Below are 22,558 nucleotides of genomic sequence, written 5' to 3'. Positions count from 1 at the left end.
AGATACTATACAGTGTAATCTAGGAGCTTCTGAAATGCAAAAAACCGCCGCCTCTCTGGTTTTACCCCTCCTCATTGTATTCTTGACTTTTTCCTGCGGTATTCCGACCAGCATGCCCACGGCTCCCTCCAATGTGATGCTGAAGGGGAATTCCACGGTGCGGGTTGGGTCGGGAAATTTTAAAATGGTCGATTATTTGCCCTTTGACAGCGACGGCATGGGGGATGATGTCAAGATATATGATTACAACAACCCCTCTGATACTGCCCAGAGTTTTTTGATTCACTATGCTATGAAGCCCATGAGCTTTGACTTTAAAGATCAATTACAGAGCGACGATAGTTCTTGGGCGATAAGACAGGAATTTAATATCCCTTCTATGAATGAAATGAAGCCCAAGGATGATCTTGCCTTTAATTTGCAGCCCGTGTTTGATGAGTTTGAAAAAAAAGCGCGAGGGGAGGTAACTATTCCTTCTCTTGAGGTGATAAGTTGGCCGGACCCTGTCTATCCGGTTTTGAAACCAAACCTCAAAATTAAACTGGACGGGTTCTCTAATGCCACGTTTAAAGAGGGGGAGATAGCGATTACGTTTAGTCTGCAAGAGCCTCTTCCTAATACTCAGATAGTACTTACAAATGTTGAACTTGTTGACTCAGCTAACGAATTGATTAAATCTCAAAGTGGATCTGCAAATCCTGCCACTAATGAGGCTTTAATAATACCCCTGAAAGGCAGAACGATACATAATGATGCTGGGTTGACTTTGCAGACCCTTGGATTAACTGTACGTTCTTCTGCCGCCGGAACCGTTAAATTAAAAATGAAAATAGAATTCCGCGAGACCCTTATTTCTGATGCCGACGGCCTTAATCTCGGGGATGTTACTATTGTTATTCCTGATACTCCTATTGGTGTGTCTTTTCCGCCTGATTTTATCCGTGCAACAATTAAAACGGGGATTTTTCATTTTAATGTGGATGTTCCGCCAAAAGAGTGGAAAGGTTTTGATATTAAAACATACGATTTAACAATCGATCAACCGAAGGATTTTAGGGCCAACCCGGGTTTTTACCTTAAAGACGCAGTTGCGACTGATAAGCCGGGGGAGATTAAGCTCAAAATCCAGGATGGGACCAATTTAAATGTGGCCGAATCCATAAGGATCTCCGGGACAATTAAAATCAAAATAACGCCGGGAGCCGCGATCAGCGGAATAGTAAGCAAAGAAATTAAGAGGCCTTTGGATGCAAAAATCGAAGTTTTGACATTTGCGTCAGTAACAGTGTCTGTGTGGGATGCCGCATCTCCAACCCATTCCACCCTGGAACATGAAATGATCGAGGATTTAGGGGAAATATCCCAATGGATTCACACCCTTGTATTTAATCCCAAGCGCGAGGGTATGGGTGAGGACGAGGCTGAAGGTGTGGGTATATCCCTGGAATTTGATGAATGTATTAAAGATATGAAAATGAAAGTTGAGATCCCGGTCTTTGATATAGAAGAGACCAAGGACCTCTATGCAAAACATCCGGATAAGCCTCCTATTGTTTTTACCAATACCAGTAGTGACTATCCCATAACCGAGCACAACCCCTATGGGGGGTTTGAATGGGTAATCCCCGACAATAAATATATTGAAGATAATAAAATAAAATTTAAAATAACCATAAGTCCGACTGACGGCCATGGCGACTATGATGCGGTCAACAAATGGCTGACCCTAAAGGACCTTGCTGTTAACGATGGCGATGGTGCGGCTGTTGAACTGGACCCTATTGTCGGTCAAGCCAGCCTTATCCTCGACTGGTATAGCGCCCTGGTCCGACCTGGTGGTGACGGGGAAGATCAGGGAAACTTTATAGGAAAAATTCCCGATGATGACGATGGGATGCCTCTGAGCGATGCGGTCCAATATAATGGGATTCTTTTTGAGATATGCAAAGCCTATCTATACATAAGCGGCCCCAGCTCAATTGAGCCCGTCCTGAGTTTTGAATCTGCCTACCGTGACAGCAGTGATACTATAATAGAAGGTCCTACAATTACGCCGGAAGAGGATCAGTATGGGGAAGTGATCGGTAAATTGGTTGGTAAATTTCCTGATTTAGAGCAGATGGTAACGCCCCAGGAGTCTTTTCCGATTTTTAACGGATCTGCGGGGGACATCTTTCAGGATTCGGAGCAGCCTCCCTACGTCATGGATATTACGGAAATAATAAATGACAGCCTGAGAGAACAGTACGCAGCATTGTTTCTGAGCTATAAAATTAATATATCAAATGGAAGCGATGACGGCGTCTGGATAATACACGAGGAAATTGAGGATGACGTGAAAATCACAGTAAATATTTTCATAGATACGCCTTTGAAATTCATGCCAAATGGCGATGCCCCGGGATCTATGATCATGCAGGATGTAGATTTGGGAGACGATGATTTATTCTGGAGAAGCGGCCCGGAAGACAATTCCTATTTTGACTATGTTAAATACCTTAATTTGAAGATCAATATGAACAATGTCGGGTTTACCAGCGGGAACCTTAAGCTGGTTAACAGGGATGAGCAGTATCCGGTGGTTATACCAATTCTTGCTTTGGGTCAATTGGTGCAGGATGTTACCCCGGAGCTTGATACGCTTAAAAATACCTATCCTTTTGTGCCTGACTTGGTATTAGAATTTCCTACTGAAAAATTCCAGCTTAACAAGGGGTGCAGCATAAACTTTGAGTTTGGCATTACCGTGGTGGCAGAATATGAGTTTGAGCTGGAGGATATGGATATTTTTTAATGAAACGGCTTTTATTATTAATTCTGTTAGGCTGCGCTGCGGTTCTCCAGGCTGCGGATAAGCCCCGGCGTTTCGGTGAATTGGGGGTCAATGCCCGCGCCTCCTTTGCCAACAGTTACCTGAGGACGGTGGATGTTCTACAGGAAACCCTTACCCTGGACTTCTCAAAAACATCGGATGAGCTTAATCATCTCGGGCTGGGTATGTTTATGGATTCCCAGGGAGGCGCCTATTTTACTTTTAATTCAGGGACAACATGGGCCTTTGGGCTATTCGCCAACGCTGATGTGATGGGGCAATTTTTGGTGCCCCAGTCCCTGATGGATCTGATCTCAAAAGGCAACAAGATAGATAAAACCTACTCCGACAACTTTGGCCTGGGAGCAGCGGCTTTTTTTGAAGCCGGTGCATGGTTTTCCAAGGATATTGAACGGATACGTTTTACCTTTCGCCCGGCCTATTATCTTCCCCTGGCATATATGAGCAGTCCCTTGGCACGATATTCCTTAATCACTCAGCGTGATGGTACCGTCAACATTTCAGGAGATTTAAGCGCCGATGTATATCTTCCATCTTCCCTGGACGATATGAGCAGTTTTAATGTGGATGACATACTCAATAAGGGCGGGATCGATTTGACTCTGCGGGCTGAATACCCCCTGCGGCATAATCTTACTGTTGGTGCTACCCTGGTCCATATCCCATTTTTTCCCGCCCAGCTTGACCACAGATATAACATGACAGGCTCGTTTTCCTTTAAAAGCGATATGAAAAACATAATAAGTGACATTGGAGATGGGCTGACCTATGAATTCCCCGAGTCTGAAGCCAGTGATACTGAAAAGGTAATTCTTCGTCCCTTTAAGATCGGTTTTGATGCGGTTTATCGTCCCTTTGACCGCCGTATCTTTTCTCTTAAACCGAATCTTGGCCTGGTCTTTAATAGTATCTACGATACCCCGGTTTATGCGGACTTTGGTCTTACCGCTGAGTTTAACATCTTCAGCATTCTTGTCCTGGATGCCGGTACCCATTATGAAGATTTGATATGGAAGGAGCGTTTGGGCCTGGCCCTGAATTTTCGGATCATTGAATTTGATGTGGGGCTTACCTTGCAGTCCCAGGATTTTGTTAAGAGCTTTAATGGTGCCGGTTACGGCGTTGACCTGGGGGTACGGCTGGGCTTCTAGGAAGCCTGTTCCTTGAATTTTTGAAACGCAGGATTGTTATTATGGATGTTTGGAAAGAAAGTTATCCCGTGGGTTTCACTGCGGTGGATGAATCGGAAGGCCTGACCCTGGCTGCAGCCTTTGACTATTTTCAGGAGGCTGCCCGACGGCATGCGGAGGTCCTGGGTGTGGGCCAGGAACCTATGGTGCAGGCTGGGCAGGGGTGGGTGCTTTCCCGGATCTCGGTCCTGGTAGAGCGGCGTCCCCGGCAGGGGGAACTTATCACCGTCAGTACCTGGCCACGGGGCTGGGAAAAACTCTTTGCCCTCCGGGATTTTGATATCCGGGATGAGTCGGATAAGCCCATAGTCCGGGCCAGAAGCTGCTGGCTCATTGTGAACATTGAAAAGCGCCGCCCCCTGCGCCCCCAGGCAACCATGGAAAAACTCCCCCTGAACGAAGGCCGGGATGCCCTGCCCGGCGGCGGTGTCGGCCTTGCTCCCCTGGAAAACCTGCTCAAGGCCGGGGACCGGGTCGCCGCCTACTCTGATATTGACTACAACGGTCACGTGAACAATGCCCGCTATGTCCAGTGGGTGCAGGACATCGCCGATCCTACCGCCCTGGTGCAGGCAAAGACCCTGAGGCTGGACATCAACTATTTAAGCGAAGTAAAGATCCATGAACCCATTGAACTTTGGACAGAACCGCTCCCGGCAGAATCAGATGCTGTCTATACCCTTGGCGTAGAAGGCCGAAGGAACGGGGGCGCTGTTTTTCGGGCGGAATTGCGTATAAAGGATTAGATCCCGGTTCCTGTTTTTTGCAAAGCCGCTCCCCAGTGGGAAAGCTGGTTCAGGATGGGCAGCAAGGTATCGCAGGCCTGGGTGAGGGAGTACTCGACCCGCACGGGGATTTCGGCGAACTGCCGGCGGCTGATGAGCCCCGCTTCTTCCAGTTCCTTAAGGGAGCTTGCAAGCACCGTATTGGTAATGCCCCGTATTTTGCGTTTCAGGCCGTTGTAGCGGGTGGCCCCGTCCTGATGCAGGGAACAGAGTATGGGAATTTTCCACTTGCCGCCGATTATACGCAGGGCGCTTTCCAGGGGACAGCTTTCCATGCAGGGACATTTGTCACAGGTTTTATCATTGCAAGGCGCTTCCATTAGTTCTTCTCCGGTGGTCATATTTTCCGTACCAACTCAAGATAGTATGCCCGGACTTTTTTGTCAATTATTATTTACTCCCTATTTCATTGTAGATATCTTTTTTTAACTAGATATTAAAAAACTATTGACATGATTGAATATCGATAGTAATATCATACCAGATAGCGAAATAGTATTTACTATCAAAATATGTTTTAAGGAGCGAAGAATGATTATTACTGATGAGATTAAGAAGGTTATCGAAGCAACGGCGTTTATCACCCTGGTGACGATAAATCCCGATGGCACCCCCCACCCGATTATTGCCGGGAAAGGGCAGGTTGAGGGGGACACGGTGGTTTTTGGCATTTATAAGATGGAAGTGACCCAGAAGAACCTGGCCCAAAGCAACAAGGCCTGGCTCGTGGGTGCTACCAAGGAGGGCGGTCCCAAGGGTTACCGCCTGGCAGGAACTGCGGAGGCAAAGGAGAAAAAGCTTGTCTTTACCACGGTAAAAGCGGATATTCTTATTTAAGGAGAGACTATGCCCCTGCCCGTACTGTCCTGCGGTATCTACCAATTGGAACTTGAAAAGCTGCTTCCGGAGATTCAAAAAGAACTGGGGACAGAGCTGGCCCTGCGCTACCTGCCCCCGGGGCTGGATGTGGAGGATAAAAAGCTGGAAGACGCCATTACCCAGGAACTGGGAATTTTCAAAGAGCAGAAAGGGCTGCTCCTCTACGGAAAGATGTGCCATTCCAATATGCCCGGGATAGCCGGGAAGGTAGGGGCTCTGCTGCCCAAGGCGGCCAACTGCGTTGAGGCCTTCCTGAGCCCGGAAAAGAAAAAAGAGATGGACGCCACGGGGAATGTGTACTATCTGACTATGAGTGGTCTCAAGCTCTGGCGGGAAATTTACCAGCAGGGGCATGGCTGGGAGGCTGCAGACGCCCGGATGAATTTCGGATCCTTTGACAAGATCGTGGTCCTGGACTGCGGCCTCTTTGAAATTACCGATGAGGCGCTTTTCGACTTCTTTGAATTTACCCAGGTCCCGGTAGAGCTTATGCCCATCAGCCTGGACTACTTCAAGGACATGGTCTTGGGACTTTGCCGGGAACTGCTGGATAAAATCTGATAAGTATGCTATCATTGGCCCATGGCAACTCCAAAACAAGAACTGAGGAAGACCCTGCGGAAACAGCTTGCAGCGCTTCCCCCGGAAACATACCGGGATGAAGGTAAGCGGGGCGCAGGCTTTATGGCCGGGTATCCTGCTTGGCGGGATACGGATACGGTGCTGCTCTTTCTTTCCGCTCCGGGGGAAATAGAAACCGACCCTCTTTTGGACTTGGCCTTTTCCCAGGGGAAAAAAGTTTTCCTCCCCCGGGTTGAGGGGGAGATAGCGCGGTTTTTCCATATCCGCTCCGCCGAAGGGCCCTGGAGCGTCGGGGCCTTTGACATCCGGGAACCCCTGATTGATGAGCACAACCCCCCTGAGGAATTCCCCGCCCCGGGGAAAACCGGAAAAAGCGGCGGCGCCCCGGCCCTGGTAGTGGTGCCCGGCATGGCCTTTGACCGGCAAGGGAACCGCATGGGCCACGGCAAGGGCTACTACGACCGTTTTTTTGCCAAGCTAGACGACCTAAAAATCCCCTACGGCATGGTTGGATTTTGCCTGGAACAACAGGTATTGCCCGATGTTCCTGTGGAACCCTGGGATAAAAAAATGCACGCTATTTGTACCGGGACCGGACTTTTTACTATATTATAAACAACGGAGTATAAAATGGGACGGATAAAAAGTGCCTTGGAACTGGCCCTGGAACGGACCGAGTCGGTTAAGGGCGATAAAGGCAGTATCGATCAGTTTGAGGCAAAACAGCGGGGAAAGAAGCTGGCCAATTTGTTCCTTGCAGATCCCAAGGACGGCCTGGAGGGGGAACTGAAAAAGACCCCCAAGGATCAGTTAGCCGCCCTGAAGCAGGGTATCTTTGATGCCCTTATTACCCAAGTTGCCCTCCCCGCGGTTGCGGATGATGAAAAACGCATTGAGGCTGCGGGTAAAGGGCTCCAGGCGGTGATTGGGGATCCCCGTTTCGGGGCGCTCTACAAACAGTTCATCCAGGGCATCTCCCGGTATTTAAGCGAAACCGCCCAGTACGATGCAGCCATTAAGCAGCAATACGCCCCCAAACTGCGTCAGAAAGAGGAGGAGCTTACCCGGCGCTTAGGCCGCCCGGTTCAGCTTGACCCCTTCCAGGACCCGGAATTTGTGGGCTTTTACAACCAGAACATGAATGCCCTGAAGGATAATTATCAAGCCATGGTTAACCAGGTCCGGGAGCAGGCGGTTCAGCTTTTCGGCCAGCCCTAAGGGGCAAAGCGTCTTTTGCGCCCTCGGCCTTGCTTGCTTGACATTATTTTCGATTTCAGGTAGAGTTCTATCCCTAAAGAGCAATTTACTCCGAAAGGAAGGTTTATTATGTCACGTACCTGCGATATTTGCGGCAAACACACCATCACCGGGAATAAGGTGAGCCACGCGAAAAATCATACCCGCCGCACCTGGAAGCCCAATCTGGTCAAGCTAAAGACCGAAATACAGGGTACCACGATCACCCTTAAAATCTGCGCCCGTTGCCTCAAGAGCGACTTTATCACGAAAAAGGTCTAAATAAGCCGGAAAAGAGAGAGTACGCTTATGCGGAAATCCCCCCTTCTTTTAACCCTCCTCCTGTTTCTCTGTGCCTGCGCGGGAAACTTCGTTGCAAGTTGTACTAAACCCCAGCCTGTGTATCTAGGCCTATCGACGCCGGGGACAGAGCTGTCGCCGGAGCAGGCGGTGGAACTTCAGGCGGCAGCATCTTTCCTGGCAGGTTTGTTGGCCCGGGAGCTGGTTCCGCTGGGGATGGAGTTTTTGGGGACAGAGCTGGCAGCGGAACCGCGCCTGGGGACAGAGCTGCATCCGGACCTGGTACTGGAACTGTCATCCCGCTGGGTTTTTGAGCTTATCCATGGGGACAGAGCTGTCCCCAATGGTTCCCCGCAACTATCAGAAACAGAGCTGCCGGATACCCCCTTTCTTTTATCCAGAACCTGGATGGTTCCCTGTACTAAAGTTCCCGATGGCCGGCAGGATGCCGCTCTGGAGGACTGCCTTCTCGGAAAAGAGGAACTCCTCAGTCTCCGGGAACTGGCCCCGCCCTATGTGGCACTCCGGGTTGACGGCCTTTCCGCCGATGACGAAGCTTACCCGCTGGTTCGGCTGGTCGAAGCGCGGCTGGGTGTGGCAGAAGAGGGCTTGACCGAAAAAGCCCGTGCCAAGGCAGAAACCCTGGCCGGGCAGTTGGCGGCAAAGCTGGGAGTAGCCCTCGCAGCCGTCGCAAATCCCCTGGTGGAGCCGAAGCCGGAAATACTCTGGCTGGCCTCCGCCGGAGACCTGATGCTGGACCGGGGCGCCGGGGAGATACTTCTCAGGGAGGGACCGGAAAGCCTCTTTTTTGGGGCTGCAAAAATTTTGGAAGAAGCGGACCTTGCAATTGTAAACTTGGAGGGCGCCGTGAGCAGCCGGGGATATCGGGAAGAAAAAACCTACAACTTCCGCTTTTCTCCCCCAGTCGCGGGGGCCCTCAAAAAGTCGGGCATAGACGCAGTCCTTTTGGCAAACAACCATGTTTTTGACTGGGGTCCCCAGGCATTCCTGGATACCCTGGAGCATGTCGGCGCCGCAGGGCTGGGTATTCTCGGAGCGGGACCGGATCGGGGGGCAGCGGCGGCGCCCTGGGTCTTCCAAAAAAAGGGGATAACAGTGCGGGCCTTCGGGATCGGCTCCTTTCCGCCTGAGCGGAGCGGCTGGAGCGGGGCAAGGATGGCAGCCGGGGAGGGCACACCAGGGATACTCCACGGCTATGGAAGCGTCGAGGCGCTCAAGGAGGTTCTTTCCGCCGGGGCCATTGGGGAAGACGCACCGGGGATACTCGCTGGGGATGCCGAACAGTATCTAAATATCGTATTTTTCCATGGCGGGGAAGAATGGACCAACAGGCCGGATCGGGCTACCAGGGAATGGTACACGGATATAATTCGCGCCGGGGCAGACCTCCTCATTGGCTCTCATCCCCACATCGTACAGGGCTTTGAGTGGATCGAAGGAAAGCCCGTGTTCTGGTCCCTGGGGAACTTTGTTTTTGCGGGCATGGAAAATACCGGCGGCGGGGACGAGGGCCTCCTTATCCGGCTGGGGTATTGGGGGACTGAGCTGGTTTATGTGGAGCCTTACCCTTTAGCCCTGACCGGCCCTCGGGTGAGGCTAGCCCCGATGGAGAAATTAAGTGGGTTCTATGCCCTATCGAAGTGAAAGTCTTCGCCTGGCGCAGTTTTTCTGCGCAATTACTATTTAAAAGAACGGCTTATGGAAAAAATAAAATATATTGCGTTATTAAGATGAATTAATGAATGGTGAATAAATATAAAAACCATTGACAAAACACTTTTTAAAGAATAATGTATTACTATGAGGCGATATAATAACTGCCATGCATTTTAAAGAAGTGAAAGGCATATTATCGTCTAAAAATGGTATGAATATCAGCCGGGGATGTATTCATGGCTGCATATATTGTGACGCGAGAAGCAAGTGTTACAATATGGACCATGTTTTTGAAGATGTGGAAATAAAAATAAACGCCCCTGAATTGCTGGAACAGAAATTAAAAACAAAACGTAAAAAGTGCATGATCGGTACCGGCGCCATGAGTGATCCCTATATTCCTATACCCGAAAATTTAAATAATATACGAACATGCCTTGAGATTATAGAAAAATACCGGTGCGGCCTGGCAATCCAGACAAAATCAAGCCTGATATTACGGGATCTGGATCTGTTGATAAAAATTAACAATAATGCAAAATGCATTGTAGAAATAACCCTTACAAGCTTTGACGAGTCTTTGTGCAGAATAGTTGAGCCGAATGTATCTACCACGAAAGAGCGGTTTGAAATATTAAAAACCATGCGGGATAATGGGATTCAAACTATAGTATGGTTAAGTCCCATATTACCTTTTATTAATGATACGGAAGAAAATATCCGGGGGATATTGCATTATTGTATAGAAGCAAAGGTCTATGGGATCCTATGTTTTGAAATGGGGTTAACATTACGGGAAGGGGATCGGGAATATTTTTATGAAAAACTCGATGTGCATTTTCCGGGGCTAAAACAAAAATATCAAAGTAAATACGGAAACAATTACATACTCAAAAGCGATAGAAACAAAACACTTATGGAAATATTCAATAAAACATGCCATGACAATAATATTGTCTGTGATAATGATGAATTATTCAGATATATGAGTGCCTTTGAAGAAAACGAAAAAAGACAGCTATACTTGTTTGAATAACCCTCATAGGCTGCTTGCGTGCTTGCGGCGGGGTTCTTCATTTTATCCAGGGAATTCATTACAATAAGTATATGGAATGGTTTTTAAATTGCCCTGTGATACTTCAGGCCCTGTTGGCCACCCTCTTTACCTACGGGGTTACTGCCCTGGGCGCGGGGACCGTATTTTTCTTCAAGAGCATCAATCGCAAACTTCTGGACGGTATGCTGGGCTTTGCCGGGGGGGTGATGATCGCCGCCAGTTTCTGGTCCCTCCTGGAACCGGCCATTGCCATGGCGGAAGCCTTAGGCATGATACCCTGGGTCCCCGCAACGGTTGGATTTCTCCTGGGAGGTGCTTTTTTGGGGCTGGTGGACCGGATCCTTCCCCATCTGCACATTGAGTATCCTATGCAGGAGGCTGAGGGGCCCAAGACGAACTTGGGCCGGTCCATCCTGCTGGTTCTGGCCATTACCCTTCACAACATTCCCGAGGGGCTTGCGGTAGGGGTGGGTTTCGGCGCCCTTGCCGCGGGTATACCCGGTGCGGGAGTTACCGGAGCTATCGCCCTGACCCTGGGTATCGGGCTCCAGAATTTTCCTGAAGGGGCGGCAGTGTCCATTCCATTGCGGCGGGACGGCCTTTCCCGGGGCAAGGCTTTCTGGTACGGTCAGCTTTCCGGTCTGGTGGAACCCGTGGCAGGGGTTCTTGGCGCGGCCTTGGTCTACTATATCCAGCCGATCCTCCCTTATGCCCTGGCCTTTGCCGCTGGAGCCATGATCTTCGTGGTGGCCGAAGAGGTCATCCCCGAATCTCGGCGGGAGGGTAACGACCATATCGCCACTGCGGGGATCATGCTGGGCTTTGCCATTATGATGGCTCTGGACCTTGGGCTGGGATAAGGGTAAAATTAAGACAAACTGTGCGAAAGTGCAAAAAGGAGTCGGACTTTGAAATTAATCTTTCTGGGCCCCCCCGGAGCGGGGAAGGGAACCCTGGCGGCAAAGGCGGTGGACATACTCAAGGTTCCCCATATTTCCACCGGCGCTATTTTTAGGGCCGCCATTGCCGCCAAAAGTCCCCTGGGGCTCAAGGTGAAGGCTATCATCGACGCGGGAAAGCTGGTGGACGACGCTACCACTATTGCGCTGGTCAAGGAACGGCTGGCCCAGGGGGATGCCCAAAAGGGCTATATCCTGGACGGTTTCCCCCGGACCATACCCCAGGCAGAGGCCCTGGCCGGGTTTTCCGCCGTAGATAGGGTGGTAAACTTTGAGCTCCCCGACCCGGCGGTACTGGAACGTTTAGGGGGCCGACGGGTCTGCCGGAACTGTGGTCTTAATTATCATAAGGTTTTTAACCCGCCTAAAAAAGCGGATGTCTGTGACGTCTGCGGCGGCGAGGTGTATACCCGGGATGATGACCGGGAAGGGGCGATCCGGAAACGTATTGAGGTTTACCGGGACCAGACCGCGCCCCTGATCGACTACTACCGCAAGAAAGGCCTTCTGGCGGATGTGGACGCCCAGCCTACGGTGGATCAGGTGGTGGAGAACTTCAAACAGAGTCTAGCGCTGAAAGGGTAGGCGACGATATAACCGCGCTCTGGTGATTAAGAACGGCCAATTAATTTTACTGTATACACATTATTTCATAATCGGCGTCTATCTATATGGTCGTTATAAGGTAGTCTTCCGTATAAACTCTGCAAGTTTAAAATCCTGCTGCTTGATATGCTGTATCACCCAGTGTACGACAGTTGTAGTAACCTTGTCCCAAAGCTCCTGTGAGCTTCCTTTGGTATCGTACTCTGCGCTGAGTTGTGTAACAGTAATGCGGAAATCATCATGGAGCTTCTTATGATCCCTATAGTCCGGATAACTGTATCGGCTCGCAAGGGCTTCTTCATCAGAAAAATGCTTAACCGTATAATTAATCAGAAATTCCAGGGTTTCTTTCAGGAACTTTGCATCCTGCCCATTTTTGGAGGCTTCGGCCAAATTACTGGTGAGCCGGAATATCTGCTTGTGCTGGGAGTCAATTTCGGCATTGCCCGTAGCAAGGTCCTGGCTCCAGGCAATACCGTTTTTCCATTGCTCACTTTCCTCTCCGGCTTCACCGTATTTGATATAGGCGGAATTGCCGGTCTTGTTTTTGGGTAAATATTTTCGTAGTCTTGCTATCACTTCGTTGAAATCCAGGGGCTTACCCACATGATCGTTCATGCCTGCTGCAAGGGACTTTTCAATATCTTCTCTAAAGACATTAGCGGTCATAGCGACGATGGGAATCCCCCGGGCTTTTTCAAAATCCATAGCCCTGATGGTACGGGTGGCTTCGTAGCCATCCATTTGAGGCATTTGAACGTCCATGAAGATCATGTCGTATTTATCAGGATTTTCTCTAAACATATCTACTGCGATGGCGCCGTTCTCGGCGCAATCTATTAAGAGCTTGGTGGATTCAAGGAGAGTCAGGACTATTTCGCGGTTTATCTCCACATCTTCAGCCAAAAGCAAATGGAAACCTTCGAAGCAGCCGTCTTGATCTTCAGTGATGTCACTGGGGATAGCGGCATTGTCTACACCGAGACATTCGTTGATAAGATCCGCGATTGCTGAAGGAAAGAGGGGTTTTGCAATAAACTTATCCACCCCCGCGCTTTTGGCTTCCCCTTCAATGGCGCTCCATTCAACACCGGAGATCATGGTTACCACCGATTTGCCGCTGCCTGTTTCTTTGATCCTTTTCGAAAGCTCCATGCCGTTCATGCCGGGCATTTTCCAGTCAATAAAGTAGATATCGTAGCCGCCCTTTTCCTTGATAAGCGCCAGGGCTTCTTCACTGCCCGAAGCGACATCGCATTTGACGCCAAAGTTTTCCGCTACACCGATAAAGTATTGCAAAATTTCGCTTTCATCATCCACCGCAAGGATCTTTACGTTGCTCCAATTTACACCGGGGTCGAGGAAGCTTTTACTTTCTATATCGCCTTTCTGCATTTTGACGGTGAAAGCAAAGGTGGCGCCCTTGCCCAGTTCCGATTCTATCCAGATCTTGCCCCCCATAAGTTCCACAATACGTTTGGAGATGGCAAGGCCCAGGCCGGTACCGCCGAATTGCCTGGTAGTGCTGGATTCCGCCTGTTCAAAAGAAGTGAAAAGCCGTGCCTGCTGTTCGGGGCTTATGCCTATACCGGAATCGGTCACTTCGATCTGCATCAGGCAGAGACCATTTTCTTCTCCTGCATAATGGGCATTGAGCCGTATGGTTCCTTGTTCGGGGGTGAATTTTACTGCGTTGCTTAAAAGATTGGTGATTACCTGGGCCAGGCGCTGATCGTCCCCGATCAGGGAGTTGGGGATCATTTTATCAATAGTAACATAGAAGGACTGCTGCCGCTGTTCTATACGGAAGTTGATGACGTTCACCACTTTTTGGAGCATCTTCTCAAATTCAAAAGTTACCGGGGACAGTTCAAGCTTGTTGGCTTCGATCTTGGACATATCGAGTATATCGTTGATGACCCCCAGGAGGTGGGAGGAAGCGTCTTCTATCTTTCCAAAGGCATAATCTTTCTTTTCGATGTCAGGGGCGCTTTTACCGATGGAGGTCATGCCGATTATGGCGTTCATAGGGGTACGCATCTCGTGGCTCATATTGGAGAGGAAATCCCCCTTGGCCTTGCTGGCCTGTACCGCCTGATCCAATGCGGCCGAACGGGCCTTCTCCATGATGTCACGGGCAATTGCCCCGGCTATGGCGCTGGAAACGGTCCCCACCAGCTGGGCGTCGCTGTCTGACCATACCCGCGCAGTTTCGCACTCTTCAATGCTGATCATGCCCCAGTAGGAAGAATCTACATAGAGGGGCGCCCAGATAAAGGATTTAATCCCCACCTTCTCGTAAAAAATGCGGTATTTGCCCTCGTTATCTGTAAGGGTATCGGCGCAGTAGACAGTGGGTACATAGCCCTTTTCGGGCATGGTTTTGGGGAATGTGGTGGTTATTGCTTCGTTAAACCCGGTCTGGGTAGGATCGGGTTTCCATTCATCCCTGGAGAACCACGTGTAGGCAGGACGGCTTTCATCGGTGATAAGATCCGCCACTGCGACAAGGACCCTGGTCACTTTGAGGAATTCCCCCATGCGCCGCAGGGCTTCCTGTATAAGGCTGCCCATAGCCTCTTTGGAGATGAAACTCTGGGAGATGTCCGACATGAGCTCCTGCTGTTTGAGCCGGGAGCTGAGGATGATATCGTTGTTGTTTCGTACCACTGCGCTGGCCAGGAGCAGACTCCCGGATCGGAGTATATTTACATCGTCTTCGGAAAACACCCGTTCCCGGTGACAGTCGTCAAAACTCACAAACCCCCAAAATTGCTCCTGGAGGTAAACAGGTATAGCCAATATGGATTTTATGCCGAATAGGGAGAGGCCAATCCGTTCAGCTTCGGAAAGGCCCGAAACCGGACCGTTGACCTGCCTGCTTTCAGTGAAATTTTCCTCCCAGCCGGGGATGGCGGCGGTATAGGACTTCCCGGTCTCGGCCTTGAGGCTCATATCTGCTACACCATTGTTAAGCCATTCGTACTGCTGTTCGTAGTTCAATATGCCATCGATGGTACGATTCTTCCATATATACATGCGATCTGCGTCTACACAGCCGGCCATGATTTCCATGGCCTTTTTAATGGTCTTGTCCAGATATTCGGTTTCAGATGAGAGAAGCATTTCAGCCACCTGATTCACCACCCTGAGAAGCCGATCACGGTAAGAAAGATCCTCTTTGGCGTTGCTTACCTTTTGCCGTTCCTCGTCATAAAGCTTGTTTTGGAAGGCGATTATCAAGCCTATGCAGATTCCAACCACCACAAAGGTCTGAATATGGTCCAAATAACGGTAAGAATTCGCTGTGGGCAATACAAAAGCGTTTAAAGGGGGCCTGGAACCGAAATAATAACAGGCAACGGCCTCCAGAATATGCGCTACAAGGAAGATTATGCGGCTTTTCCCCGAAGTAAGGAGAAAAATCAGCACTATACTGAGGACAAAGTAGCCCGCCATGGCGCTATCTATCCCTCCCAGGGCAAAAAAGCCCAGGGGAAAGAGGACAAAGCAGAGCACACTCACAATAATAAGCTGGAAGATCCGGTATAACTTGAGGTAGTTCGCCAGGAATATCACCCCTATTATGGTAAGGTTGATGGCCAATATGACCAAAACAAGGAAGATATTTGAGCCCATCACCATGCGGGTAACCATGGTGGTAAAGGCAGAGCCCAAGCCGACCAGGTAGATCATATTTCCTACCCGGGCTTCCAGGGGCAGCAATTCGTTGAAGATATATTTCCGGATGAAGGCCGATAAAAAGCTAACCCTGGATTTATCCATAATATGAATTAACTTTAAACTAATACCCCATTTAGAGCAAGTTCCCGTAAAATCACTCACCTCCTCTCCAAGTATTCCCGTCACTTTGTAGGCAACTACTTTCCCTTGACCTTGAATATTATCTGAATCTAGGTATCATAGTATACAAAGAGCAAAAAAAGGAGTGTTGCATGGCTATAAAAAAAGTTAAGGGCTGGTGGTTGATCCGTTTGGCCTTAACTATCGTTGGCAAAAAGGGCATCGGAGAGCTTATGAAGTCTTCTAAAAATGCCATAAAAGCCCAGGAACAGACCCTGCGGGGTTTCCTTACCGCGGCAAAAGATACAGTTTACGGCAAGGAACACCGTTTTGATACGATTCTTGAAGCGTCCGGCGCCCAGGATCTGTTTGAACGGTACCGAAAACAGGTCCCCATCAACGACTATGAAAACTTCAGGCCCTATATTGAGCGGCACAAGCTGGGGGAAGCGGATGTCCTGCTTCCCGGCAAGCCGAAGATGTATGCCACCACCAGCGGCACCACCAAAGAGCCAAAATGGGTACCCATCACCGAACAGTACTATCAAGAGGTATACAAGGTGATGAATCAGCTCTGGTTTTATGCCATGATCATGAACAAGCCCAAGGTGTTTTACGGGAAAATGCTTTCCATAGTCGGCAAGGCCATAGAAGGGGCGGCCCCGGACGGAACGGTATACGGTTCCATTTCAGGGATCTCCCAGCGGGATATGCCCAACTTTATGAAGGCGCTTCATATCGCGCCGGCGGATATTTTCAGCATCCCCGATTACAAGGCCCGGTATTACGCGCTTATGCGCTTTGGTATTGAGCAGGACTGTACCTCAATCGTCACCGCTAATCCCAGTACCCTGGTAGAAATGCAGAGCAACGCCAATGAATTTTACGATGAATACGTGGTGGATATTGAACAGGGAACCCTGAGCCGGAAATTCCCCATCCCCGATGAAATCCGTACAGTTCTGGAAGCATGTCTAAAACCGAACCCGGAGCGGGCAGCGGAACTGCGGCAATTAAAGGTGCGGTACGGGAGTGTGTTACCCAAGCATTACTGGCCTAATATGCAGGTGGTCAATGTCTGGTTTTGCGGTAACACCCATGTATTTTTTGAGAAAGTACGGGATTCCTTCCCCGAAACCTGCGTATTCCATGAATTCGGCTACTTTGCCACCGAATGCCGTCCCGGTATCGTGCTGAAAAGCAATACCCAGGATACGGTTATCTTTGGGCATAAGGTATACCTTGAATTTATCCATGAGTCGGAGCTGGAAAGCGAAAACCCCCATATCTACCAGATGTACGAAGTGAAAAGGGGCGAACGGTACTGTATGATCGTTACCACCTCCGCGGGTCTCTACCGGTATAATATGAACGATCTGGTGGAAATCACCGGTTTTATTAATCAATTCCCTACACTAAAACTGATCCAAAAAGTGAACGGTACGGTAAACATTACCGGCGAAAAACTCCACGAACGGCAGTTTATCGAAGCGGTACATGCGGCGGAGCGGGATACAGGTAACCGGGTGGCTTTCTTTGTGGGCTTTGCCGACATTACCAAGCCGACCTACCGGTTTTACTACGAATTTGTCAATGCCGATATTAATCAGGAAAAGGCCGAAAGCTTTACCCGGGTTCTTGACGGGTACCTGAAACAGTACAACATCGAATACGAAGCAAAGCGTTCATCGGATCGCCTCAAGCATCCCGAGACCGCCCTGTTGGTAAACGAATCCTTTGAAAAGTTTAAATCAACCTGTATTGACAAAGGCTACCGGGACGGTCAGTTCAAGGTAAACCTCCTCATGCAGGATGAAAAACGCCATGCCCTGTTCAAGGAACTGGTACGGTAAGTTCGGTAAATAAAGCCCGCGCGTTTATCTTCGATCTTGATGGGACCCTGTACGATTCCAGTCATATCGGTGCGCGGCTTATTTTTTCCCGCCCCTTAGAAGCGGGTCTCCTTTTTGCGGAACGTAAAACACGGAAATCCTTAGTCGGCGCCGATTACGGACAGGCGGAAGCCTATTACCGGGAGTATTTTTCCCGCCTGTCCCATACGGCCCATAAACCGGAAGATCTTCTCCGTGCCTGGTATTTTGATTCCTTTATGCCCGGGATGTGTCAGGTGCTGAAAAAGTATTACTGCCCTCGCCCGGGTCTCAGCGAACTATTTGAAAAGCTCACCCGCAAATCTCGTAAGTTTGCCGTCTATTCCGACTATCCTCTGGTCGCCGAACGCCTACGGGCTCTGGGCCTAAACACGGAAGACTGCGGCCTGCTATACGGTCCCGAAAACTTTGGCGCCCAGAAGCCCGCGGCTCGGCCTTTTTTGTCCATCGCAGAAGCCATGGGTATTTCCCCCGGGGAAATCCTGGTTGTCGGAGACCGGGAAGACACCGATGGTGCGGGAGCAGCCGCTGCGGGCATGGGCTTTATCAGGATAAAAACCGATAAGGACTGGGAGCTGTTTCAGTCCCCTTCGCAGGGATAGGGATTTTCCCCTTCCCGGATACCTGCCAATTCCACAATTTTTCTGTGACATTGTTCGCGCAGAATATTTACCGCCTCTTTACGGGGCAAGCTCAGATCCGGCATAATCGGCTCCCCGATACGCAGGGTAATAAAGGGATAGTTCTTCTTGAATAGCTTGAACAGGCCCTTGGGTTCCCGGTAGGAAAACGCCATGGGGATACAGGGTAAATTGTATTTATAGGCCATGGCGAACACCCCCTTCTTAAAAGGACGGATAGGCTGATAGTAGTGCCAATTGCTGCTTTCGGGAAAAGCGTGCAGCCATTTTTTACGCCGGTGAAGTTCATCAAAGGCCATGTTGAAGTATTTTATCGTATGAATATCCGTGGGAACCGGAATACCCCCCACGGCGCGGATTAAATTCCGGTCCGGACCGGCGATATTCTCTTTCCATGCGGGAAAATAGAGCCGCCTGTACCGAACCGCCTGGAGCACATGGAGAAAATCCCAGCGTAATACATGGTTCGATACAGTCATAGCCCCGTTTTTGAACAGCTTCCGGTTCTTTTTCAGGATACGGCGGCCTTCAATCCGCAGGCCAAAGCGAATGGGACTGATAAAAAAGACCAGAACAAAAATTCCCAGATAGATAAGGGCGCTCCATAACCTGAAACCCAGGGATTTATCAAGAAAGGGATAATGCTCGTCTAAGTTTATCTCCACCAGTTTGGGCGCCTGGAGCAGATGCTCATCGGGGTTTGCGGGGTATTCAATCCCCACTTGCGGAACGTAGGGCCCCTGGTTTGGTTTAGGTTTCATGGGACGCTCCTTAGTATAGTCTCGTAAGATAGGTGGTAAGAAGGGGGAAGTAGGTTACGATGAACACCACCGCCAACTGGATAATCAGGAAGGGCATCACATTCCGGGAGGTCTCAAGGAAGGGCTTTCTGAAACGGTAGCTGGCAAGGAACAGGTTGAGCCCAACCGGCGGGGTAATGAAGCCCGCTTCCATGTTGATCAGGAAGATAATCCCCAAGTGGACCGGAGCAATGCCGTAGACCTCGCCCAGGGGCATAATCAGGGGCAATACGATCAGTATGGCGGAGAAAATATCCACCAGGCAGCCGACCACCAATAGAGCCAGGTTAAGCACCAGGAGGAAAACATATTTTGACGTAATGGCCTTCTCCATCCATTGGGCAAAGTAATAAGGCGCCTGGGTATCAACGATATAGTAGGACAGAGCCTGGGATAGGGCGAGAATCGAGAGTATACCGCCGATGATGGGTATTGCTTTTTTGAAAACCTGGACAATCCCGGCAAGCTCAATATCCCGGTACACAAAAACCTCCGCCACAAAAAGATAGATCGCCGCCGCTGCCCCGATTTCTACCAGAGACAGAATTCCGGAAAAGTAGCCGATGATTAACAGAAAGGGCAGCAGTATTTCTAACAGTGAATTTTTCAGCGCCCGGCCCGCCTTTTTCAGGCTAAAGGGTTCCACGGGAATTTTCGTTTTTACCGAAATGACAATACCAAAAATCACGGTAGCCAAAACCAGGATCAGGCCGGGAATCAGCCCCCCAAGAAAGAGGTGGATCGTGTTGGTCCGGGTGGTGGCCCCTACAAGAAATATGGCAAGGCTCGGGGGAAAAAGGAGGCCGATACTGCCGGAAGCTGTTAAGAGGCCGATAGAAAATTGCGAGGAATACTTTCCCTTCTCTAAGGGGGAACCGGGAGAACCGGAAAGCACCGTGTGGAGAATACCCCCCAGGGCGAGGATCGTTACCCCGGAAGCGCCGGTAAAGGAGGTGAAGAAGGCGCAGATGATCACCGTGGCGATAATCAAGCCCCCGGGCAGCCAGCCGAAGAGGCTTTGAAAGGTATGGACCAGCCGTTCCCCCGCCCGGCTTTCCGAAAGGATGAAGCCTGCAAGGGTAAAGAGGGGAATGGCAACCATGTTGTTTTGTGTCAGCGCGGTATACACCTGGTTTGAAACAACATCAATCTCCCCCCAGGAACTCTGGATCAGGATGAGCGCCAGGCCGCCGATGACCACAAACAAGGGCGTCCCCGCAAGTGCGGCGAGGATCAGCAGGATGAACACCGGCGCCCGCAAAGACAAGGCCAGATTCGCAAAGCCCTCGTTTATAGTATAGGCAAAGTCCGGGAGATCAAAACTCCATATCAGTTTGAAAATCACTGGCAGGGAACAAAGGGTCCCCAGAAGTATAGCCAAAACGGAGAGGAGCCTCAGTTTTCCTTTCAGGGGCGTCATCCGGGCAAAGCGGAAAACCATCACCCCATAACCTATGGGCATCACCAGGGCAAAAATCTGGTCCGGGATAAACCCAATGATTTGCCAGGGGGAAAGGCCGATTTTGATGAAAGAAACGGAACACCAGGCGAAGATGGTAACAATAAACGTGGACAGTAAACCCGTGCCCGCAATAATCCGGTCCTTGATTTTTTCATTATGAAAATATTGGACCAGCCCTATAGAAAGATGTTCCCCGTTTTTCGTAGTGTTCATCCCGGAAAGGAGCCCCAGGACCAGCAGGAGATGGGCAATAAGCCCCGGGGAAGCGGGAAACCGCGAATGGAAAAAAACCCGGAGAAAGGCCTCTGCGGCAGGTATGAAGGCAAGGCAAATCAAAGAGAAATAACAAAGGGCCTGTTCAATGGTCCATAGGAGTTCCGCTTTTTTCTTCATCATTGTCCCGTCCTGCGGGTTTGGAGGATCGCTTCAATCCTTCCATAGGTTGCCCGGTCAAGGGTCGTACCAAAGAGTGATGGAATAACCCGGTTTACATCATCATACCAGAGCTGTTCCTGGGCCGGGGTAAGCTGGTTGATCACCAGCCCGTACTGGCGCATAGTCTCAATGACACCCGCCTCAAGGGCCTGAATGGAGGAATCCAGGTCGGCCTCCATTTTCTTGGCAATCCGGATAAGTTCCGGTTTATACCGGTCCGGGATGGACCGCCAGGCCGCCTGATTCATGACGATACCCCCCAAGAAGGGGGCGATATTGATACTCGCCATGTTCTTTGCCAGACCGAATATTTGCAGGCCCCCCACATTGACCGGGCTTTGGTACACCGCGTCTATCATCCCGCCGTTGAGGTATACCAGCACCTGATTCATGGCCACCGGGACCATCTGATAGCCCATAGCCTTGAATGCATCCATTAGGGCCGGTTCGGTGTCGCTTGTACCCAGTTTCTGCCGTTTCAGATCGTTGGGAGTAAAAACCGGGGACTTGGAAAAAAACTTAACCCATCCCACCTTTGACCAGGCCAGGAAATAAAACCCCTTGTCGTTGATCCCTTTTTCCAGTTCGGGCTTCAACTCATTCAATACCAGATCCAGTTCCGTATTATCCCTGATAAGGAAGGGACAGCTTAGGGTCATAATTCCCGGGGTGATGGCATTGAGCCCAAAGGTGGTTAAGATCGCCGCCTGGATTTGGTTCATTTTGAGTTTCCGAAGCACATCCGCTTCACCCCCCGCAGTACCGTTGTGGTATATCCTCAAGTCCACTTCGCCATTGGTAGCCGCCGCCCATTCCGCCGCCATCTGGTTCAAGGCCGCGCCCCAGGGGGTACTCTCGGGAACCAGGGATGCCAGTTTAATGGTGATTTTACGCTGCGCAAAGGCAGAAGCGGGGTTAACCATACAAAGGCAAATAAAACAAAGTACCGCTATATACCAAGATTTTTTCATTTTTTACTATTTCCTTTCACTAAATTGTAGAAATAAGTATCATCTTTTTAATGCTGCCCTGTCAACGTTCCGGTTCCCTTGTGAATCATACCCGTGATGCCCGGAAGAAGACTCGAACCCTCCGCCCCTCAACCTCCTGTTTCGGGGCTCCGGGCCGCCTCCGGCCCCTGCCGCACGCATCCATGCGCGCTTTTCCTCCCTCCGGTCGGCGGGGCCTCCGGAAGTTCGAGTCTTCTTCCGCCTTAAATGCAAAAACCCCGCCTGTCGGCGGGGCCATTTCTCTCTGCCCGGAAGAAGACTCGAACTTCCATACCTGTGAGGGCACTGGTACCTGAACCAAAATCCGCGTCTTTTCACTGGGTGTCATACGCTACTATTAATACAGGAAAAATGTCATAATTTCTTATGTCATAACAAATTATAACATCATTCATTGTCAGAACAAATTA

General features: G+C 50.1%; 19 protein-coding genes. 14 read left to right on the top strand and 5 right to left on the bottom strand.

Translation table 11 applies throughout. The features are described 5' to 3' along the window. Positions 1-34: 34 nt before the first annotated feature. Genes TREPR_RS15055 through TREPR_RS15045 form a run of 3 tightly spaced genes read left to right on the top strand, consistent with a single transcriptional unit; the run spans position 35 to position 4,769 of the window. Positions 35-2,794: a hypothetical protein gene (locus tag TREPR_RS15055; RefSeq protein ID WP_015709208.1), complete on the top strand. Its 2,760-nt coding sequence runs from the start codon at positions 35-37 to the stop codon at positions 2,792-2,794. After that, the gene (locus TREPR_RS15050) at positions 2,794-3,984 is read left to right on the top strand and encodes a hypothetical protein (RefSeq protein WP_015709207.1); all 1,191 of its coding nucleotides are present in this window, start codon (positions 2,794-2,796) and stop codon (positions 3,982-3,984) included. The genes TREPR_RS15055 and TREPR_RS15050 overlap by 1 nt, the downstream gene beginning before the upstream one ends. 41 nt (positions 3,985-4,025) lie before the next feature. Beyond that, entirely contained in the window at positions 4,026-4,769 is a 744-nt protein-coding gene (locus TREPR_RS15045; RefSeq protein ID WP_015709206.1) for an acyl-[acyl-carrier-protein] thioesterase, read from the top strand. Here TREPR_RS15045 and TREPR_RS15040 read toward each other — a convergent pair. Beyond that, positions 4,766-5,128 carry a winged helix-turn-helix transcriptional regulator gene (locus tag TREPR_RS15040; protein WP_015709205.1) on the bottom strand — a complete coding sequence of 121 codons (363 nt, stop codon included), beginning with the start codon at positions 5,126-5,128 and terminating at the stop codon, positions 4,766-4,768. The genes TREPR_RS15045 and TREPR_RS15040 overlap by 4 nt on opposite strands. 211 nt (positions 5,129-5,339) lie before the next feature. On the opposite strand from TREPR_RS15040, the gene TREPR_RS15035 reads away from it, so the two are divergent. From TREPR_RS15035 to TREPR_RS14995, 9 genes are all read left to right on the top strand, one after another. Then, the gene (locus tag TREPR_RS15035) at positions 5,340-5,645 is read left to right on the top strand and encodes a pyridoxamine 5'-phosphate oxidase family protein (RefSeq protein ID WP_015709203.1); all 306 of its coding nucleotides are present in this window, start codon (positions 5,340-5,342) and stop codon (positions 5,643-5,645) included. A 9-nt stretch (positions 5,646-5,654) separates the two neighbouring features. Then, on the top strand, positions 5,655-6,248 hold the full coding sequence (locus TREPR_RS15030; protein ID WP_015709202.1) for a DUF1638 domain-containing protein: 594 nt from the start codon (positions 5,655-5,657) through the stop codon (positions 6,246-6,248). A 21-nt stretch (positions 6,249-6,269) separates the two neighbouring features. Continuing rightward, a complete protein-coding gene (locus tag TREPR_RS15025) occupies positions 6,270-6,884 on the top strand; it encodes a 5-formyltetrahydrofolate cyclo-ligase (RefSeq protein ID WP_015709201.1) in 615 nt (204 codons plus the stop codon). A 15-nt stretch (positions 6,885-6,899) separates the two neighbouring features. Next, positions 6,900-7,487, top strand: a complete 588-nt coding sequence (locus tag TREPR_RS15020) for a DUF6657 family protein (RefSeq protein WP_015709200.1) — start codon at positions 6,900-6,902, stop codon at positions 7,485-7,487. A gap of 108 nt (positions 7,488-7,595) precedes the next feature. Continuing rightward, positions 7,596-7,787 (top strand): 50S ribosomal protein L28, encoded by a 192-nt coding sequence (gene rpmB, locus TREPR_RS15015; RefSeq protein WP_015709199.1) that lies wholly within the window; start codon positions 7,596-7,598, stop codon positions 7,785-7,787. A gap of 27 nt (positions 7,788-7,814) precedes the next feature. Then, positions 7,815-9,470, top strand: coding sequence for a CapA family protein (locus tag TREPR_RS15010; protein ID WP_015709198.1), 1,656 nt, complete (start codon positions 7,815-7,817; stop codon positions 9,468-9,470). 178 nt (positions 9,471-9,648) lie between these two features. After that, entirely contained in the window at positions 9,649-10,518 is an 870-nt protein-coding gene (locus TREPR_RS15005; protein WP_015709197.1) for an SPL family radical SAM protein, read from the top strand. 71 nt (positions 10,519-10,589) lie between these two features. Next, positions 10,590-11,399 carry a ZIP family metal transporter gene (locus tag TREPR_RS15000; RefSeq protein ID WP_015709196.1) on the top strand — a complete coding sequence of 270 codons (810 nt, stop codon included), beginning with the start codon at positions 10,590-10,592 and terminating at the stop codon, positions 11,397-11,399. Positions 11,400-11,447: 48 nt separating this feature from the next. After that, positions 11,448-12,083 carry an adenylate kinase gene (locus tag TREPR_RS14995; RefSeq protein ID WP_015709195.1) on the top strand — a complete coding sequence of 212 codons (636 nt, stop codon included), beginning with the start codon at positions 11,448-11,450 and terminating at the stop codon, positions 12,081-12,083. A gap of 93 nt (positions 12,084-12,176) precedes the next feature. On the opposite strand, the gene TREPR_RS19195 is transcribed toward TREPR_RS14995, so the two are convergent. After that, complete coding sequence (locus TREPR_RS19195) at positions 12,177-15,890, bottom strand: bacteriohemerythrin (RefSeq protein ID WP_052299736.1); 3,714 nt, start codon at positions 15,888-15,890, stop codon at positions 12,177-12,179. Between the two features lie 170 nt (positions 15,891-16,060). Between TREPR_RS19195 and TREPR_RS14985 the strand changes: the two genes are divergently transcribed. Both TREPR_RS14985 and TREPR_RS18280 read left to right on the top strand, forming a co-directional pair. After that, on the top strand, positions 16,061-17,761 hold the full coding sequence (locus tag TREPR_RS14985) for a GH3 auxin-responsive promoter family protein (RefSeq protein ID WP_015709193.1): 1,701 nt from the start codon (positions 16,061-16,063) through the stop codon (positions 17,759-17,761). Between the two features lie 26 nt (positions 17,762-17,787). Continuing rightward, positions 17,788-18,402 carry an HAD family hydrolase gene (locus TREPR_RS18280; protein ID WP_081468683.1) on the top strand — a complete coding sequence of 205 codons (615 nt, stop codon included), beginning with the start codon at positions 17,788-17,790 and terminating at the stop codon, positions 18,400-18,402. Here the strand turns inward: TREPR_RS18280 and TREPR_RS14975 are convergent. The 3 genes from TREPR_RS14975 to TREPR_RS14965 are packed head-to-tail and all read right to left on the bottom strand — an operon-like array spanning position 18,381 to position 22,109. After that, complete coding sequence (locus TREPR_RS14975; protein WP_015709191.1) at positions 18,381-19,202, bottom strand: lysophospholipid acyltransferase family protein; 822 nt, start codon at positions 19,200-19,202, stop codon at positions 18,381-18,383. The two genes, TREPR_RS18280 and TREPR_RS14975, sit on opposite strands and share 22 nt — an antisense overlap. A gap of 10 nt (positions 19,203-19,212) precedes the next feature. Then, positions 19,213-21,099 carry a TRAP transporter large permease subunit gene (locus tag TREPR_RS14970; protein ID WP_015709190.1) on the bottom strand — a complete coding sequence of 629 codons (1,887 nt, stop codon included), beginning with the start codon at positions 21,097-21,099 and terminating at the stop codon, positions 19,213-19,215. Next, the gene (locus TREPR_RS14965) at positions 21,096-22,109 is read right to left on the bottom strand and encodes a TRAP transporter substrate-binding protein (RefSeq protein WP_015709189.1); all 1,014 of its coding nucleotides are present in this window, start codon (positions 22,107-22,109) and stop codon (positions 21,096-21,098) included. Before TREPR_RS14965 ends, TREPR_RS14970 begins: the two co-directional genes overlap by 4 nt. Positions 22,110-22,558 lie beyond the last annotated feature (449 nt).

Source organism: Treponema primitia ZAS-2, from assembly GCF_000214375.1.
Taxonomy (GTDB): domain Bacteria; phylum Spirochaetota; class Spirochaetia; order Treponematales; family Breznakiellaceae; genus Termitinema; species Termitinema primitia.
The sequence above is the reverse complement of the archived record's forward strand: the minus strand, read 5'-3'. Positions and strand labels throughout refer to the sequence as shown.

Bases quoted from the DNA above. Each gene is read 5' to 3' on its own strand.
- TREPR_RS15025 (WP_015709201.1), top strand. From the start codon at position 6,270: ATGGCAACTCCAAAACAAGAACTGAGGAAGACCCTGCGGAAACAGCTT.
- TREPR_RS14965 (WP_015709189.1), bottom strand. From the start codon at position 22,109: ATGAAAAAATCTTGGTATATAGCGGTACTTTGTTTTATTTGCCTTTGT.
- TREPR_RS15035 (WP_015709203.1), top strand. From the start codon at position 5,340: ATGATTATTACTGATGAGATTAAGAAGGTTATCGAAGCAACGGCGTTT.
- rpmB (WP_015709199.1), top strand. From the start codon at position 7,596: ATGTCACGTACCTGCGATATTTGCGGCAAACACACCATCACCGGGAAT.
- TREPR_RS19195 (WP_052299736.1), bottom strand. From the start codon at position 15,890: ATGGATAAATCCAGGGTTAGCTTTTTATCGGCCTTCATCCGGAAATAT.
- TREPR_RS14970 (WP_015709190.1), bottom strand. From the start codon at position 21,099: ATGATGAAGAAAAAAGCGGAACTCCTATGGACCATTGAACAGGCCCTT.
- TREPR_RS15050 (WP_015709207.1), top strand. From the start codon at position 2,794: ATGAAACGGCTTTTATTATTAATTCTGTTAGGCTGCGCTGCGGTTCTC.
- TREPR_RS15005 (WP_015709197.1), top strand. From the start codon at position 9,649: ATGCATTTTAAAGAAGTGAAAGGCATATTATCGTCTAAAAATGGTATG.
- TREPR_RS15045 (WP_015709206.1), top strand. From the start codon at position 4,026: ATGGATGTTTGGAAAGAAAGTTATCCCGTGGGTTTCACTGCGGTGGAT.
- TREPR_RS15040 (WP_015709205.1), bottom strand. From the start codon at position 5,128: ATGGAAGCGCCTTGCAATGATAAAACCTGTGACAAATGTCCCTGCATG.
- TREPR_RS14975 (WP_015709191.1), bottom strand. From the start codon at position 19,202: ATGAAACCTAAACCAAACCAGGGGCCCTACGTTCCGCAAGTGGGGATT.
- TREPR_RS15010 (WP_015709198.1), top strand. From the start codon at position 7,815: ATGCGGAAATCCCCCCTTCTTTTAACCCTCCTCCTGTTTCTCTGTGCC.
- TREPR_RS15055 (WP_015709208.1), top strand. From the start codon at position 35: ATGCAAAAAACCGCCGCCTCTCTGGTTTTACCCCTCCTCATTGTATTC.
- TREPR_RS15000 (WP_015709196.1), top strand. From the start codon at position 10,590: ATGGAATGGTTTTTAAATTGCCCTGTGATACTTCAGGCCCTGTTGGCC.
- TREPR_RS14985 (WP_015709193.1), top strand. From the start codon at position 16,061: ATGGCTATAAAAAAAGTTAAGGGCTGGTGGTTGATCCGTTTGGCCTTA.
- TREPR_RS15020 (WP_015709200.1), top strand. From the start codon at position 6,900: ATGGGACGGATAAAAAGTGCCTTGGAACTGGCCCTGGAACGGACCGAG.
- TREPR_RS15030 (WP_015709202.1), top strand. From the start codon at position 5,655: ATGCCCCTGCCCGTACTGTCCTGCGGTATCTACCAATTGGAACTTGAA.